The organism is Blautia sp. DFI.6.71, assembly GCF_020593585.1.
GTDB classification, from domain to species: Bacteria; Bacillota; Clostridia; order Lachnospirales; family Lachnospiraceae; genus Blautia_A; species Blautia_A wexlerae.
This window is the reverse complement of record NZ_JAJDMJ010000033.1, coordinates 1-16,523: the sequence shown is the minus strand read 5'-3', so window position 1 is coordinate 16,523 and position 16,523 is coordinate 1. Positions and strand designations below refer to the sequence as shown.

15 protein-coding genes are annotated in these 16,523 nt (G+C 41.8%); 13 read left to right on the top strand and 2 right to left on the bottom strand.

The genetic code is table 11. The annotated features are described in order from the left end of the window. Positions 1-42 precede the first annotated feature (42 nt). From LJE12_RS13370 to LJE12_RS13335, 8 genes are all read left to right on the top strand, one after another. Positions 43-1,563 (top strand): sugar ABC transporter ATP-binding protein, encoded by a 1,521-nt coding sequence (locus LJE12_RS13370; protein ID WP_055058572.1) that lies wholly within the window; start codon positions 43-45, stop codon positions 1,561-1,563. Next, positions 1,563-2,618 carry an ABC transporter permease gene (locus tag LJE12_RS13365; protein WP_055058571.1) on the top strand — a complete coding sequence of 352 codons (1,056 nt, stop codon included), beginning with the start codon at positions 1,563-1,565 and terminating at the stop codon, positions 2,616-2,618. Before LJE12_RS13370 ends, LJE12_RS13365 begins: the two co-directional genes overlap by 1 nt. Then, entirely contained in the window at positions 2,618-3,640 is a 1,023-nt protein-coding gene (locus LJE12_RS13360) for an ABC transporter permease subunit (protein WP_008705029.1), read from the top strand. Before LJE12_RS13365 ends, LJE12_RS13360 begins: the two co-directional genes overlap by 1 nt. Before the next feature lie 679 nt (positions 3,641-4,319). Then, on the top strand, positions 4,320-5,177 hold the full coding sequence (locus LJE12_RS13355; RefSeq protein ID WP_008705027.1) for a class I SAM-dependent methyltransferase: 858 nt from the start codon (positions 4,320-4,322) through the stop codon (positions 5,175-5,177). Between the two features lie 136 nt (positions 5,178-5,313). Continuing rightward, complete coding sequence (locus tag LJE12_RS13350) at positions 5,314-6,177, top strand: YitT family protein (RefSeq protein ID WP_020993175.1); 864 nt, start codon at positions 5,314-5,316, stop codon at positions 6,175-6,177. A 117-nt stretch (positions 6,178-6,294) separates the two neighbouring features. Beyond that, a complete protein-coding gene (locus tag LJE12_RS13345; protein WP_025577771.1) occupies positions 6,295-6,480 on the top strand; it encodes a hypothetical protein in 186 nt (61 codons plus the stop codon). Between the two features lie 311 nt (positions 6,481-6,791). Next, positions 6,792-7,727: a DUF2971 domain-containing protein gene (locus LJE12_RS13340; protein WP_227226581.1), complete on the top strand. Its 936-nt coding sequence runs from the start codon at positions 6,792-6,794 to the stop codon at positions 7,725-7,727. Positions 7,728-7,789: 62 nt separating this feature from the next. After that, positions 7,790-9,118, top strand: a complete 1,329-nt coding sequence (locus tag LJE12_RS13335; protein ID WP_227226582.1) for a phosphodiester glycosidase family protein — start codon at positions 7,790-7,792, stop codon at positions 9,116-9,118. On the opposite strand, the gene LJE12_RS13330 is transcribed toward LJE12_RS13335, so the two are convergent. Further along, positions 9,103-9,249, bottom strand: a complete 147-nt coding sequence (locus tag LJE12_RS13330) for a hypothetical protein (protein WP_008705017.1) — start codon at positions 9,247-9,249, stop codon at positions 9,103-9,105. The genes LJE12_RS13335 and LJE12_RS13330 overlap by 16 nt on opposite strands. Positions 9,250-9,760: 511 nt before the next feature. Between LJE12_RS13330 and LJE12_RS13325 the strand changes: the two genes are divergently transcribed. The 5 genes from LJE12_RS13325 to LJE12_RS13305 all read left to right on the top strand — a co-directional run bounded on the left by LJE12_RS13325 (position 9,761) and on the right by LJE12_RS13305 (position 15,944). Then, positions 9,761-11,050, top strand: a complete 1,290-nt coding sequence (locus LJE12_RS13325) for a hypothetical protein (protein ID WP_022380885.1) — start codon at positions 9,761-9,763, stop codon at positions 11,048-11,050. A 258-nt stretch (positions 11,051-11,308) separates the two neighbouring features. Continuing rightward, a complete protein-coding gene (locus LJE12_RS13320; RefSeq protein WP_118759289.1) occupies positions 11,309-12,688 on the top strand; it encodes a L,D-transpeptidase family protein in 1,380 nt (459 codons plus the stop codon). A gap of 12 nt (positions 12,689-12,700) precedes the next feature. Continuing rightward, a complete protein-coding gene (locus LJE12_RS13315; protein WP_008705012.1) occupies positions 12,701-13,753 on the top strand; it encodes a D-alanine--D-alanine ligase family protein in 1,053 nt (350 codons plus the stop codon). Between the two features lie 85 nt (positions 13,754-13,838). Further along, positions 13,839-15,209 carry a UDP-N-acetylmuramoyl-tripeptide--D-alanyl-D-alanine ligase gene (locus LJE12_RS13310; protein ID WP_227226583.1) on the top strand — a complete coding sequence of 457 codons (1,371 nt, stop codon included), beginning with the start codon at positions 13,839-13,841 and terminating at the stop codon, positions 15,207-15,209. A 138-nt stretch (positions 15,210-15,347) separates the two neighbouring features. Next, positions 15,348-15,944 carry a hypothetical protein gene (locus LJE12_RS13305; protein ID WP_025577784.1) on the top strand — a complete coding sequence of 199 codons (597 nt, stop codon included), beginning with the start codon at positions 15,348-15,350 and terminating at the stop codon, positions 15,942-15,944. A gap of 99 nt (positions 15,945-16,043) precedes the next feature. On the opposite strand, the gene LJE12_RS13300 is transcribed toward LJE12_RS13305, so the two are convergent. After that, entirely contained in the window at positions 16,044-16,316 is a 273-nt protein-coding gene (locus LJE12_RS13300; RefSeq protein ID WP_022380881.1) for a hypothetical protein, read from the bottom strand. Positions 16,317-16,523 lie beyond the last annotated feature (207 nt).

Sequence of the window (16,523 nt, the reverse complement as noted above, 5' to 3'; positions counted from 1 at the left end):
TAAATGAGGGGTAAACCAGTTTAGAAAGCAGGTGGAAAGAATATGGAACAAAATGTAGTATTGGAAATGCGTGATATCAGCAAAAACTTTACAGGAGTCCGTGCCCTTTCCCATGTGGACTTTACCCTTCGAAAGGGCGAAATCCACGCACTGATGGGGGAGAATGGTGCAGGTAAATCAACACTGATTAAGGTGCTGACCGGTGTACATGAATTTGAAAGTGGAACAATTCATATGGCTGGAAACAGTAATGCCATTATTAACCACTCGCCTCAGGAAGCGCAGGCAAATGGTATCAGTACAGTATATCAGGAGGTAAACCTTTGTCCCAACCTGACTGTAGCTGAGAACCTTTTTATTGGCAGAGAACCGAGAAAGATGGGAATGATTGATTGGAAGCAGATGAATGAGCGCTCAGGAAAACTTCTTGAGAGCCTGGACATTCATGTGCCGCCAACACAGATGCTGGAGGAATGTTCCATTGCGATTCAGCAGATGATCGCAATTGCCCGTGCAGTGGACATGAAGTGCCAGGTACTGATTCTCGATGAACCGACATCTTCACTGGATGATGATGAAGTTGAAAAGCTGTTTGTACTTATGAGAAGACTTCGTGACGAAGGTGTAGGTATTATCTTTGTTACGCATTTCCTTGAGCAGGTATATGCAGTCTGCGACAGGATTACAGTTCTTCGTAATGGTGAACTTGTTGGGGAATATGAGACGAAAGATCTTCCGAGAGTAATGCTGGTTGCCAAGATGATGGGTAAGGATTTTGATGATCTTGCGGATATTAAAGGCGATCATAAAGACAAGAGAATCACAGATGCAGAACCTGTAATCGAAGCAAAAGGATTATCTCATAAGGGAACGATCAAACCGTTTGATATTACCATCAATAAAGGTGAGGTTATTGGTCTTACCGGACTTCTGGGTTCCGGACGTTCTGAATTGGTTCGTGCAATTTATGGGGCGGATAAAGCTGATACAGGAACTTTAAAAGTAAAGGGAAAAGAAGTAAAGATCAATACTCCGCTGGATGCCATGAAACTTGGTATGGCATATCTTCCGGAAGACAGAAAGGCAGAAGGTATTATTGCAGATCTTTCTGTAAGAGAAAATATTATTATAGCGCTCCAGGCTAAACGCGGTATGTTCCATCCATTAAGCAAGAAAGAAATGGAGGATGCTGCTGATAAGTATATTAAATTACTGCAGATTAAGACAGCAAGTCGTGAAACCCCGATTAAGAGTCTGTCCGGTGGTAACCAGCAGAAGGTTATCCTTGGAAGATGGCTTCTGACTAATCCGGATTATCTGATTCTGGATGAGCCGACCAGAGGTATTGATATCGGTACTAAGACAGAGATTCAGAAACTGGTTCTTGATCTTGCGGATCAGGGAATGGCAGTTACATTTATCTCCTCAGAGGTTGAGGAAATGCTCCGTACCTGCTCCCGTATGGCAGTTCTTCGTGATGGCCAGAAGGTAGGGGAGCTGGAAGAGGATGAACTTTCCCAGAGCGGAGTTATGAAAGCTATTGCCGGAGGTGACGATAAATAATGAATAAGAGTAAATTAAAGAAAATAACAAGTGCACGTCTGTTTCTTCCTATTGTGTGTCTGATCGCAGTACTTTTGCTGAATGTGATCAGAACACCGGATTTCTTTAATGTATCAATCCGAAACGGTGTACTCTATGGTTACATTGTTGATGTTATTAACCGTGCTTCAGAGTTGGTTATCCTTGCAATCGGTATGACACTGGTAACAGCAGCTTCCGGTGGACAGGATATCAGTGTTGGTGCAATCATGGCAGTTGCAGCGGCTGTCTGCTGTCAGATTCTTTCCGGCGGACAGGTTTCTGTAAATGATTACCAGAATCCTGTGATCCTGGCTGTTATCGCAACACTTCTTGCATCTGCATTATGTGGTGCATTTAATGGATTTCTGGTTTCCAAGCTGAATATTCAGCCAATGGTTGCAACTCTGATCCTTTACACAGCCGGTCGTGGTATTGCTCAGCTGATCACAAACGGACAGATTACTTATATTCGTGTGGATTCCTTTAAGATGGCTGGTGGATATATTGGAAAATGCCCGATTCCTACACCTATTTTCTTTGCAATCATTACAGTTGTTATTGTGTACCTGATTTTGAAGAAGACTGCTCTTGGGCTTTACATTGAAAGTGTTGGTATCAATGGAAAGGCAGCTCGTCTTGTGGGATTAAATTCTACGATGATTAAATTCCTTACCTATGTTATCTGTGGTGTACTGGCTGGTATTGCCGGTATTGTGGCATCCAGCCGTATCTACTCTGCAGATGCAAACAACATTGGTCTTAACCTGGAAATGGATGCCATCCTTGCAGTTGCGCTTGGCGGAAACTTCCTTGGTGGTGGTAAATTCAGCCTGATCGGTTCCGTAATCGGTGCCTACACTATTCAGGCTCTGACCACAACACTCTATGCGATGAACGTAAAAGCAGACCAGCTTCCTGTTTATAAGGCAATCGTAGTTGTTATCATCGTTACACTGCAGAGTGATGTATTTAAGAAATATATTGCCAACTTAAAGGCTAAAAGAAGTGTGGCAGCAGAAGGAGGTCAGAAGTAATGAAAGCAAATGTACAGAAAAAGAAAATAACGGGAAATGGCTTCCTGCTTCTGATCACAATCGCATTATTTGTAGTAATGTATGTTGCAGGTATGATTGTTTTTGCTGATAAAGGTTTTGCAAAACCTCAGATGTTTCTGAACCTGTTTGTATCTAATGCGGGTCTTCTGGTTATTGCGTGTGGTCTTACAATCGTTATGATCACCGGTGGTATTGATATTTCCGTAGGTTCTGTTACTGCACTTGTATGTATGGTTCTTGCAGACCTTATGGAGAACAAAGGTGTGAACGCATATGCAGCAGTTTTAGTTGCACTGCTTATTGGTGTTGCTTTTGGTATTGTTCAGGGATTCCTGGTAGCTTATCTGGATATCCAGCCATTCATCGTTACTCTGGCAGGTATGTTCTTCGGACGTGGTCTGACAGCTATCATCAGTACTGATATGATTTCTATCAAGAATGAGTTATTCCTGAAATGGGCAAATTACCGTTTCTATATGCCTTTTGGTTCAACCAGTAAGAAGGGTAAATTTATTCCGGCTTATATTCCGCCGACAGTTGTGATTGCTCTGATTGTTGTAATTCTGATCGCGGTTCTTCTGAAATATCGTAAGTTTGGACGTAAGCTTTATGCGATCGGCGGTAGCCGTCAGAGTGCATTAATGATGGGTCTGAATGTTAAGAAAACTATTTTTAATGCTTATGTTCTGGATGGTTTTCTTGCAGGCCTTGGTGGCTTCCTGTTCTGTTTGAACAGTTGTGCAGGTTTCGTTGAGCAGGCAAAGGGTCTTGAGATGGATGCAATTTCATCAGCGGTTATTGGTGGTACGCTTCTTTCAGGTGGTGTTGGTACTCCGATTGGTACTTTGTTTGGTGTGTTGATTAAGGGTACGATTTCCAGTTTGATTACTACTCAGGGTACTTTGTCAAGCTGGTGGACAAGAATTATTCTTTCTGCGTTGCTTTGTTTCTTTATTGTTATTCAGTCTGTTGTGGCTTCTATGAAGAAGAAAGCGAAATAAGTGGTTGTATTATGAAACAAGCTGAGACTTTTGGGAGTCTTGGCTTGTTTTTTTTGTAGAGGGACGCGCGAAACAGCATCTCTCTGTGGGTTCAGTTCCGGGGGCTAAGTAACTCTAAGGTGGAGGAAATCCGCTAAAAGCATGAAGAAAAACGCAAAACTCGCTCCGTTGCAAACTTCGCTCAGACAGGTTGCTGTTTTTCTTCATAACGCGGATTTTCTCCGCCTAAGAGTTACTTAGCCCCCTCCAGATTCACCCACAGAGAGATGCTGTTTCGCGCTGGGTACTGGCAACGATTTAGAGCGAAGCAAGTAAATTTCTGATAAACTGTGGAGAAGATATTGGGGTATGGGCAGGTTGCGAAGAGGATGATGTTATTAACTTGAACGTGAGTATCGATACTTTATTATTATTGTTCGCTAGTAATATCCTGCGAAGCGTGTTATTGAGAACGGAGTGAACAGTAATGCTTTATTTGTTTATAACTGTGAATTATGATGGTTTGCTTGCCATGGGGGGAGTTTTATTTTATACTTTAAGCAATGAATGATGTTAAGGTTAAAGGGGATTTTGATCTTGATATTATTGAAATTATGTGAGAAATGTGGCTTTACTAATGGTTGGATATGTAGTACAATCGTAACTTATTATGCGTTTATTTTAGGAGGATTATTATACAATGTGGATTGCAGATGGATGGAAAGATTATGAGGTTATTGATACTTCCTGTGGGGAGAAGCTGGAGCGTTGGGGGGATTATCTTCTGGTGAGGCCGGATCCGCAGGTTATATGGGATACGCCGAAGGTGAATAAGGGCTGGAAGCATATGAACGGGCATTATCACAGAAGTAAGAAGGGCGGCGGTGAATGGGAGTTTTTTGATCTGCCCGAGCAGTGGGATATTCATTATAAGGGACTTACCTTTAATTTGAAACCTTTTAGTTTTAAGCATACCGGGCTTTTTCCGGAGCAGGCGGTGAATTGGGACTGGTTTGGCAATAAGATCCGCAATGCGGGACGTCCGGTGAAGGTGTTGAATCTTTTTGCATATACAGGTGGTGCGACTCTGGCGGCAGCGGCTGCGGGAGCTTCTGTTACTCATGTGGATGCTTCTAAGGGTATGGTTACCTGGGCAAAGGAGAATGCGGTTGCTTCCGGTCTGGGAGATGCTCCGATCCGCTGGCTGGTGGATGACTGTGTGAAGTTTGTTGAGCGTGAGATTCGCAGAGGGAATCATTATGATGCGATCATTATGGATCCGCCTTCTTATGGACGTGGACCGAAGGGGGAGATCTGGAAGATTGAGGATTGTATCCATGACCTGATTAAGTTGTGTACAAAGATTCTCAGTGATGAGCCTTTGTTTTTCCTGATAAATTCTTATACAACAGGTCTGGCACCGGCAGTTCTTACTTATATGTTGTCTACTGAATTGAAAAAGTTCGGCGGGCATGTGGACTCTCAGGAGATCGGGCTTCCGGTAAGCTCTAACGGACTGGTTCTTCCATGTGGTGCTTCTGGAAGATGGGAGGCGTAGAAAGGTTTCCTTTTGTTTGTCATTGACGGAAAACTGCTTTTTAGCCGAATCAGTTAAGTCTCCTGCAAAGATTGTGAAAAGCAATTTCACATGAGTTCAATTTGAACTGTTTGGCGAGATGGGAGGAAACGTGATTATGAAGGAACTTAATTTAAAACATGAAGCCAAGCGTTACGGCTGTGCGGTTCTGGCTGCAACGATCATGGCGTTGAATATTAAGACATTTGTTCGTGCAGGCGGTCTTTTTCCGGGAGGATTTACAGGACTTACTCTGCTGATCCAGAACATTTTTCAGACATTTATGGGGATTGCAGTTCCATATACGCTGATTAATGTACTGCTGAACTCTATTCCTGTATTTATTGGTCTGAAATTTATCGGAAAGAAATTTACGATAAGTTCTGTCTGTGTGATCGTGCTTTCTGGTCTGCTTACGGATATTATTCCCAGTCAGCCGATCACTTATGATACATTGCTGATCAGTATCTTTGGCGGTTTGATCAATGGCTTCTGTATCAGTCTCTGTCTGATCGGTAATACCAGTACAGGTGGAACGGACTTTATTGCGATTTATTTTTCCGAGAAAAATGGCAGGGATATCTGGAATTATATCCTGTGTGGAAATGCAGTGATCCTGACAGTGGCAGGTTTGCTTTTTGGATGGGACAGGGCACTTTACTCTATTATCTTTCAGTTTACCTCTACTCAGGTGATTCAGATGCTGCATCAGAGATATAAGAAGCATACGCTGTTTATTATCACGAAGGAGCCGTATCAGATTTATGAGGAGATTTTCAAACTTACCAATCATACGGCGACACGTTTTGAAGGTACCGGATGTTACACAGACGAGAAGACCAGTATGATCTATTCTGTAGTCTCTACAGAAGAAGCAAAATATCTGGTAAAGAAGGTACATGAGATCGATCCGAAGGCTTTTGTAAATATTATCAAAACCGATTACATAAATGGAAGATTTTACCAGAAAACAGATTATTAATTACTTGTATTCCCTTTCTGTGAGCGTATAATACAAGGTACAGGGAATTCTGTTCGTTCACGGGACTTTACTTAAGATTGGATGAACAGTAACCGGCACACAAGGAGGGTGATATATATGGGTAATGCAACAGAAAGCACACTTCCTCACGGCAATACCTCAGGCTATGACCGCAAAGCCTGCAGGACATGCGCCTGTTCCACCTGTTATGAGCAGGAGTTCTGCGACAGATGCAGTTCCTGTCAGAATCAGTCACGGAAATTAAACAGGTGCAATGCTTACGAGGGGGCATATAACTATTAACCTCAACATATCCCTATCTGCTGCAAAATAATAAACAGTGGATGGGGATTTCTTTATAAAAAACAGTTATTATATTATAAGTATAAGCAATGTTTTTCTATAGCAAGCCTCTTAATCAATATGCATTATTTACGAGGGTTGCTATAAGTTTACAGATTCATAAGATGTATCTGATATAATAATTCTGTTACTTACTGATATAAACTTTCCGTAAGTTCTTTTGCTGATGAACTTTGCTATAGAATTTTTTTGGGGATGGCAGAATGTTGAATGGTTACAAAAGAACAATTATTTACAGGAGAAGAAAAAATATGATCGTATATCACTATTGCAGTTTAGAATCATTGAATTCTATTTTGAAAAATCGTTCCCTCCGTCTGACAAATATCCTGAAATCCAATGATTCCATGGAGATCAGCTGGATCTGCAGGTATTATGACGCAGAATTTAAAAGAGCTTATGAAAATGCTTCAGATTTATTCAGATCAAAGATTTCATCAGAGAGATTGATGGGATATGTGAAACTGTTTACAGATGAATTTTTCAATGAAAATCATGCAGACTTCAGATATTATGTAACCTGTTTTTCGTATCAGAATGATCTGCTTAGTCAGTGGCGGGGATATGCGGATGACGGGCGCGGAGCTGCCATCGGATTTGACCTGGATGTATTAGAAGAAGTTGTAACGGTTTCTCCGGAGATTTCAAAGCCGTCAATTGTGTCATTACATAAGATCAGTTATTCTGAAACAGAGCAGAGAGAAGTTGTACATCAGATAGTGCATGAATTGGTTGATGAAATCGAGAAGATATTACAGAAAGAAGAACAATGTCGGGAAAGCATTGAGGAGAAGCAGGATTATGAGATAGAAGTACTGGATAAAGTCATGAACTGTTTTGAGAAAAAGTTTTTGAAATTATTTCAGGAATCTGTTTACATGAAAAATCCGTTTTTCAGAGAGGAAAGCGAAATCCGATTGTGCGAGTTTTCGCCGAAACAGTTTCTGATGGGAAGAGAAGTTGAACTTTCTCTCGGTGCACGTTTATATAACTATTCCTACTATGTAAAAGAAAGTCAGCTGATATCTTATGTGGATTTTGATTTTTCAGATTGCCTTGACCAGCTGATAAAGGAACTCGTTATAGGGCCAAAGTGTCTGATGTCAGAGAGAGACATGGAATATTATCTGACAACGCTCGGTCTGTCGAATTGTCGGGTAAAGAAATCGCATGGGACATATCGGTAATATATTTATAGCAATTCCCTTATATGGGCATATCAGACATCATGGAAAGGCAGATGAAAGACATGAAAAGAAAATTACCATTCAGAAAAGTGGCGGTATTTCTGATACTGGCATTATTTCTGACAGCAGGCATCAGTATGCGTGCAGTTACCGTAAATGCAGCTACATATGTGAAACAGGACAGAACCTCCGTCAGCATCACATCGAAGAAAACGGGATGGCAGAAAATAAACGGAGATTACTATTTTTATAATTCAAAGGGGCGTCTGATCTGCGGTTCTTTTAAGTATAAAGGTTATTATTACTACAGTATTGCCAACGGCAAACGTTTCACCGGGTGGATGAAGCGTTCCGGTAATAAATACTATTACAATCGTAAAAATGGTGCCATGTTCCGCAATCGCTGGGCAACAGGTGATAAATATACCTATTATTTCAATGAATCCGGCGTGGCAATTGCCAGGCAGTGGCTTACTCAGGATGGAAAAAAATACTATTTCCTCAGCAATTCCACCATGGCAAAGGGCTGGCAGAAGATAGGAAAATATTATTACTATTTCAGCAAGAAAACAGGAGTGATGGCAAAAAATACCTGGATAGGTAAATATTATGTAAACAGCAAAGGGCAGCGTGTAAAATCTTCAGATACTAAACTGACAAATACTAAACCAACAGTTACTCAAAGCGGCAATACTTACGAATACAAAAGCAGCACTCTTAATATTAAACTTAAACGCAAATCAGTCCATGGAATTTCCTACTGGGTAGCGCATATAAAGACATCCAATGCCAAACAGCTGAAATCCGCCCTCTCCAACGGAACTTATGGCGGATCCCGACAGACAACCTCTGATGCAGTATCCTCAAATGGAGGCATTATCGGAGTAAACGGCAGTGCTTTCGACTATGGTACAGGAAAACCATCCCCCCTTGGCATGTGCATCAAAAACGGGATTATCTATGGTGATTACATGACCAGTTATTCAGTCATGGCAGTAAAGAAAGACGGAACCATCTATACTCCGGCACAGGGACTTATGGGAAAAAATCTTCTTGCAGCCGGTGTAAAAGATACATATAATTTTGGTCCGGTTCTTATTAAAGATGGCGAAGCCCAGCTTCCATGGGCTGAAACAGAAAAATATTATCCACGTACAGCGGTAGGAATGGTAAAGCCCAACGATTATGTACTCCTTGTAACAGATACCGGCAGATATAATGGCCTTAATCACTGGGATATGGTGAATATTTTCAAATCCTACGGCTGTACTTATGCTTACAACCTGGATGGAGGCGGTTCTGCAACCCTGTACTTTAATGGAAAAGTAATGAATAAACTTATCGGCAATACTCAGCGTCCATGCGCAGACTTCCTTTATTTCACCCGATAATCCTTTTCCAGATAAGAATCCCGTCTGCTTGCACATGCTGCCAAAGCCCAGCACACAAGAATCAGCAGCCCGATCCCCATAGCCAGCACAGCAAGCAGGATTACGATAATTGCGTGGATAAACATAGACATGGATGACCTCCTTTCACAGTCATTCGGTTATGAACTGAGCAGCGAAGCAGATGATTTTATCCGCCTGACTTGTCTCATTCACTGACTTGGATAAAAATGGATGTTGTATAAGGAGTAATAAAAAGATATCAGGATGACCTGACAAGAACAATTAAGACAGTTAAAAGATCTGTTAACTGATTTAAATATACGCTGTCACACTCAAAAAAGCAAGCCGAAACTTTCGAGGGATTTCGACTTGCTTTTTGGCTGATTATTTACGAGGCTTGCTATAAGTATCAGAGAAAGATGCTACGGCAATCCAGAATGAATTTGGGTTACGTTACTGAGAACAGAGGGAACAGTAACGATTGTTTTGGTAAAATATTAACAATTCCATAAAAACACTTGACAACCCTACTTTACCATACTAAAATGTAAAAAGCAAAAAAACTGTTGCCGTAGGAAAAACAAATGATTGCCCTATACGGAAAAAGGGACATCCTTCCATGGCAGAACAAGGAGGAATATTATGAAAAAATACAGCGACATGAGCAAAGAAGAACTGCTTACACTCAAAGCACAGCTGGATAAAGAATACGCAGATATCAAAGCAAAGGGCTTAGCTCTCGATATGTCACGTGGAAAACCGTCAGCAGACCAGCTCGATCTCTCAATGGGATTAATGAACGTATTAAGCAGCGATTCAGACCTCAAGTGCGAAACAGGAGTAGACTGCCGTAACTACGGTGTTATCGACGGAATCCCGGAAGCTAAACGCCTCCTTGGAGAAATGTCCGAGGTAGATCCGGACCACATCATCATCTATGGAAACTCAAGCTTAAACGTTATGTTTGACAGCATTGCACGTTCTATGACACAGGGTGTAATGGGAAATACCCCATGGTGCAAACTTGATAAGGTAAAATTCCTCTGTCCTGTACCGGGATATGACCGCCATTTCAAGATCACAGAATTTTTCGGAATCGAAATGATCAACGTGCCAATGACACCACAGGGACCGGACATGGATATGGTAGAGAAGCTTGTCAGTGAAGACGCATCCATCAAAGGAATCTGGTGTGTGCCGAAATACTCCAACCCACAGGGATATACTTATTCAGCAGAAACAGTAGAGCGCTTTGCGCATCTGAAACCGGCAGCACCTGATTTCCGTATCTACTGGGATAACGCATACAGCATTCATCATCTCTATGATGACAATCAGGACTTCCTTGTAGAAATCCTTGAAGCATGTGCAAAAGCAGGAAATCCTGATCTTGTATATAAATTTACATCAACATCAAAAGTCAGCTTCCCGGGTTCCGGTATTGCAGCAGTTGCAGCTTCCAAAGCAAACCTGGAAGATTTCCGCAGCTACATGCAGATCCAGACAATCGGACATGACAAATTAAACCAGTTACGTCATGTAAAATTCTTCAAAAATATCGACGGTCTTCATGAACACATGAGAAAACATGCGGCAATTCTCCGTCCGAAATTTGAAATGGTCCTTAACACACTGGACAGAGAACTTGGCGGTCTTGGAATCGGCGAGTGGACAAAACCACATGGTGGATACTTCATTTCCTTTGATTCAATGGAAGGATGTGCAAAAGCTATTGTTGCCAAGGCAAAAGAAGCAGGTGTTGTACTTACAGGAGCAGGCGCAACTTATCCATATGGAAAAGATCCGAAAGACTCCAATATCCGTATTGCGCCAAGCTTCCCGACTCCTGAGGATCTTGGAAAAGCAGCAGAAGTGTTCGTACTCTGTGTTAAACTTACAAGTGTAGAGAAACTACTGGCTACTGTTCGCTGATAATATCCCGCGAGGTGTTTTTTGTGAGCGAAGATCACAGAAAACCCGAGACATACCGCGCGAATTTATGCAATTAGCATAAATTCTGTGCATCGCGAAGCGTGTTACTGTGAACGGAGTGAACAGTAACACTACTGGAAAACGCATAAAAGAGAATAATCGTATTTACTTTCTGGATAAATAATGTGATAATAAAACTGCCCGGCATAATTTCTTGCCGGGCGGTTGCTGTTTATAAAAAAGAAAGGAGAGGATGTCGTGAGCAGCAGAAAGAAAATCATGATCACCCTGATCATAATCTTGCTCCTGCTGACTGCCGGAGTATATGGATATGGTGTATACTATTTCACAGAGCATTTCTTACCGGGATCAATGGTAAACGGATTCAACTGTTCCTATATGACAGTATCCCAGTCAGAAGAATTGCTTACGCAGAAGGTGGGAGCATATGTTCTTACTATTGACACCAGAAATAACGGACAGGAAAGTATCACAGCAAAACAGGCGGGACTTTCCTATGACTCAGATGGAAGTGTTGATAAACTGATCAGAAATCAGGATCGTTTTACATGGTTTCTTGCTTTTAACCAGCACAGGAATTATGAGGTGTCCTCCTCCATTAAATATGATGAGCAGAAGACAGAGGCTGCCATTTCCGAACTGAAATGTATGCAACAGGAGAATATGACAGAGCCTTCGGATGCTCATATAGAAGAGAAAGATGATAAGTTTGTAATTGTTCCTGAGCAGGAGGGAACTGCACTGAAACCAGAAAAAACAAGTCAGGATATTATAGATGCTCTTGTCACAGGACGAACGCCGGTTGATCTGGAAGCAGATGGATGCTACAAAGAACCGAAAGTTTATCAGAGTGATGAAACTCTGATGAAGAATTGTGAACTGATAAACAAACTTACGGATGTAGTGATAACCTATGATTTTGACGATTGCACAGAGACAGTAGACAGAGATATGATCAAAAACTGGCTCACAACAGATGAAAACGGTCTTTATACACTTGACAAAAAACAGATAGAAGCATATATCAGTGAACTGGCGGCTAAATATGATACGGTTGGAACAGAGAGAACATTTAATACATATGATGGTCGTGAGATTACTGTCAGCGGAGGGAATTATGGCTGGCAGATCGATCAGAAAGCGGAGCTGAAAGAACTTACAGAACTGATAAAAAACGGAGAAACCCAGGTCAGAGAACCTGTTTATTCCCATGAAGGTCTGGTCAGGAAAACAAATGATATCGGATATACGTATATAGAGATTGACCTGACGGCCCAGAGAATGGTATTCTATAAAGATGGAACGCCGACTGCGGATGCGCAGATCGTATCCGGAAATCCATTCGTGCCCAACTGTGCAACTCCTGTGGGATGTTATACAACAGGTGAAATGAAGAGCGGATGTACAGTGAACGGAGAGGACTATCCTTCTGCTGTAAATTACTGGATCCCATTCGATGGAAATCTGGGGATCAGTGATGCTCCATGGAGAATGGATTTCGGAGGACAGCTTTATGAATTTGAAGGCACACATGGAAGCATCTGTGCACCATCCGATCAGGTGCAGATCATTTTCAGCAATGTTGAGAAGAACACACCGATTGTTATTTATGAATAAAGGAGAAAAATGATGAAGATTGTAGTATTAGCGGGGGGAACAAGTACAGAACGTACTGTCTCCATTACATCAGGAACAGGAATATGTAAGGCATTACGACAGAAAGGACATCAGGCGATTCTTGTGGATATTTTTTGCGGCATTGAGAATGTGGACCGGGAGAATCCGTTTCCGTCAGAGTATGATGTGGACGCAGCATCAGAATATATGTCAGCATTTAACGACAGGATTGAACAGATGAAAAAAGAGAGAAGAAGCTTTTTCGGACCAAACGTGCTGAAACTCTGCGAGGCGGCTGACATTGTTTTCCTGGGACTTCATGGTGCGAACGGAGAAGATGGAAAAGTACAGGCAACATTTGACCTGATGGGAATCAAATATACAGGAACCGGATATTTAAGCAGTGCCCTGGCAATGGATAAGGGAATCACCAAGCAGATGTTCCTGATGAATAATGTACCAACACCGCGGGGAGTGTCTATGGTAAAAGAAGAAATGACCACAGATCTGAAAGCACTTGGAATGGAATTTCCTGTAGTTGTAAAAACCTGCTGTGGCGGTTCCAGTGTAGGTGTTTATATTGTGAATGATCAGGCCGAATATGAGCAGGCTCTCAAAGACGCTTATTCTTATGAAAATGAAGTTGTGGTCGAAGAATATATAAAAGGACGTGAATTTTCAGTAGCGGTTGTGGACGGAAAAGCTTATCCGATCATCGAAATTGCTCCGCTTCAGGGATTCTATGATTATAAGAATAAATATCAGGCCGGCTCTACGATTGAGACCTGTCCTGCCGAAATTTCACCGGAACTCACAGAGAAAATGCAGCATTATGCGGAAGCAGGAGCCAAAGCTCTGTTTATGGAAGGATACTGCCGTCTTGATTTCATGATGAAGGAGAATGGAGATATGTATTGTCTGGAAGCAAATACTCTTCCCGGAATGACACCAACCAGTCTGATTCCGCAGGAGGCAAAAGTTCTGGGAATCGACTATCCGACTTTATGTGAGAAACTGATTGAAGTTTCCATGAAAAAATATCCGACGCAGGATTTCACACTATAGAGCGTGTCTGCAGTAATTTATAGAATTGTTATAGATGCATTATTAAGAGAATTGCTATAACAGGAAAGAAGATATAAAAAATATTATGAAAAACTTAACTCTTGAAAATATCGCCCGCGTATGCGGCGGTACTTATTATGGTCCGGCTGATAAATTACAGGAAGAAGTAATGTCTGTTATCACAGACAGCAGAAAAGCAGAAGAAGGATGTCTGTTTGTACCTATTGTGGGGGAACGTGTAGATGCCCATAAATTTATCCCACAGGTAATGGAAGCAGGGGCACTGGCAACCTTGTCGGAACGGGTGCTTGATAACGCTGATTTTCCTTATATCGCAGTAGAATCTTCTCTTCAGGCAGTGAAAGATATTGCAGAGTTTTATTTAAAGCAGCTTCAGATCCCGGTTGTGGGAATTACAGGAAGTGTTGGTAAGACAAGTACAAAAGAAGTGATCGCATCTGTTCTGGAACAGAAATACCATACTCTGAAAACACAGGGCAACTTTAACAATGAACTTGGTCTGCCTCTCACAGTTTTCCGTCTGCGTGATGGAGATGAAATTGCAGTTCTGGAAATGGGGATCAGTGATTTCGGTGAGATGACCAGACTTGCGCAGATTGCAAGACCGGACACCTGCGTGATCACGAATATCGGTACCTGCCATCTGGAGAATCTGGGAGACAGAAATGGTGTTCTGAAAGCAAAGACAGAGATTTTTAAATTCCTCAGACCGGATGGACATATTGTATTAAATGGCGATGATGACAAGCTTATCACAGTAAAAGAATATGAAAAGATAAAACCTGTATTTTTCGGAATGAGTAATGAATGTCAGGTTTACGGTGATAAGATTGTAAGCAGAGGTTTAAAGGGAATGACCTGCACCATTCATCTGGGGGATACTGCATTTACAGTTGATATCCCGATGCCGGGGCGCCATATGGTATATAATGCGCTGGCAGCAGCTGCAGTTGGAAATATTTATGGACTTACAACTGAGCAGATCAAAGCCGGAATCGAGAGCCTGGAGCCGATCAGCGGTCGTTTCAGAATGATTGAAACAGATAAATTTCTGATCGTAGATGACTGCTATAATGCAAATCCTATGTCCATGAAAGCCTCTCTGGATGTTCTGCAGGATGGTGCAGGACGCAGAATAGCAGTCCTTGGCGATATGGGTGAACTTGGGGAGAATGAAGTTCAGCTTCATGAGGAGGTAGGAGAGCATGCCGGAAAATGTGATATCGATGTTCTTATCTGTACAGGTAAACTGTGCAGAAATATGGCAGAGAGAGCACAGCGGACAAATCCGGACCTGAAAGTAATCTATGAGCCGGACAGAGAAAGTCTGCTGGAGCATCTGGAAGGTTATGTACAGGATGGTGACACTATTCTTGTGAAAGCTTCCCATTTTATGAAGTTTGAAGAGGTAGTTACGAAACTGGAAAATATGTAAACACTTTTGTCTTTTTATGAGAGAATTTGATGAGCGATTTTAGTTCCATGATACCGGAAACAGCAGTATAATAATCCTGTCAGTTTATGAGCAGGCAGCGAAGCAGATAGTCTTATCTGTTCAAGTGAGGAGGATGTTATGCTGGAGAAAGTTATGGAACTGCATTTCCTGCTGTATGCCATGATGTTAATGGGCGGACTGGGAGCACTGGGGATGCTGACCACACATCTTACCTACCGAAGAATGATCAGAAAAAATACAGAGGTTAAATCAAATCTCAAAGAGAAATGGACAAATCTTTGGAAAACAAGAGACAGGCTGTTAAACCGTATGAACCGGTTTGTTTGGTATCCGTCACTTTTCTGTATCGCTTTTCTTGGACTGGCTTTTTTTCTGTATTCCAAAGATGCACGATGGGACGGAATGCCGCTGGCATATCTTTATGTGGCTGCGATCATTCCGACAGCATTGCTTTTGCTGAGACAGGCGCTGGATTTTACATACAGAGAAGAACTTCTGATGAATTCTTTTTCTGATTATGTGGAACATGCCCGCACATGGGTAGAAGAAGTGCCGGTGCCGGAGAAGGCTGACGAAGCTGTAAAAGAGGAAATCGTTGAACATATTGCGGACAGTATCCGCCAGACTGCAGCAGCAGGAAGCCATTTCAGCGGAATGCTTACACCCGAGGAAGATGAGATTATGAGAGAAATCATAAGAGAATTTATGAAATAAAGACATGAAAATTCACTGCAAATGAGACACACAGGATCAGAAACAATATGGCAATGTAAAGTTTCTGATCCTGTACACATTTTAAGACAGAATAATTTATTATTCGTCATCCTCTTCAATTACCTGGATCTCCAGATAATCAAAATCAATCTGCTCTATAAAATTATCCTGATAAAATCTGGCTTTTCCATGTTTCTTAAAATGTCTGACTGTAGATTCCAGCCAGATTGGGTTTCCCAGATCCATTTCATAACAGATACTTTCCAGACCACGAAAAATCTTGTGGGTCCGCGTATCTTCGGAGTCATCGCAGATTACAGTATCTTTCAGTAAATGATTATCTTTCCATATTTTTCCCCATAAACGGAACATATCGGTAATACCTCCCTGTCAGAACTGCCACAGGCGGCAGAAATCTCATTTTCTAAGTGATTCCCAGTATAGCGGATTTTTGCGGGAAAGTAAAGAAAGTAAAAAAATGCTACTGCTTGTAGTAACTAAAATGTTACTGTTCACTCCGTTCTCAGTAACATAGCCAAAATTCATTCCAGATTGCCTGCGGCAATGGAATTTTGGCTT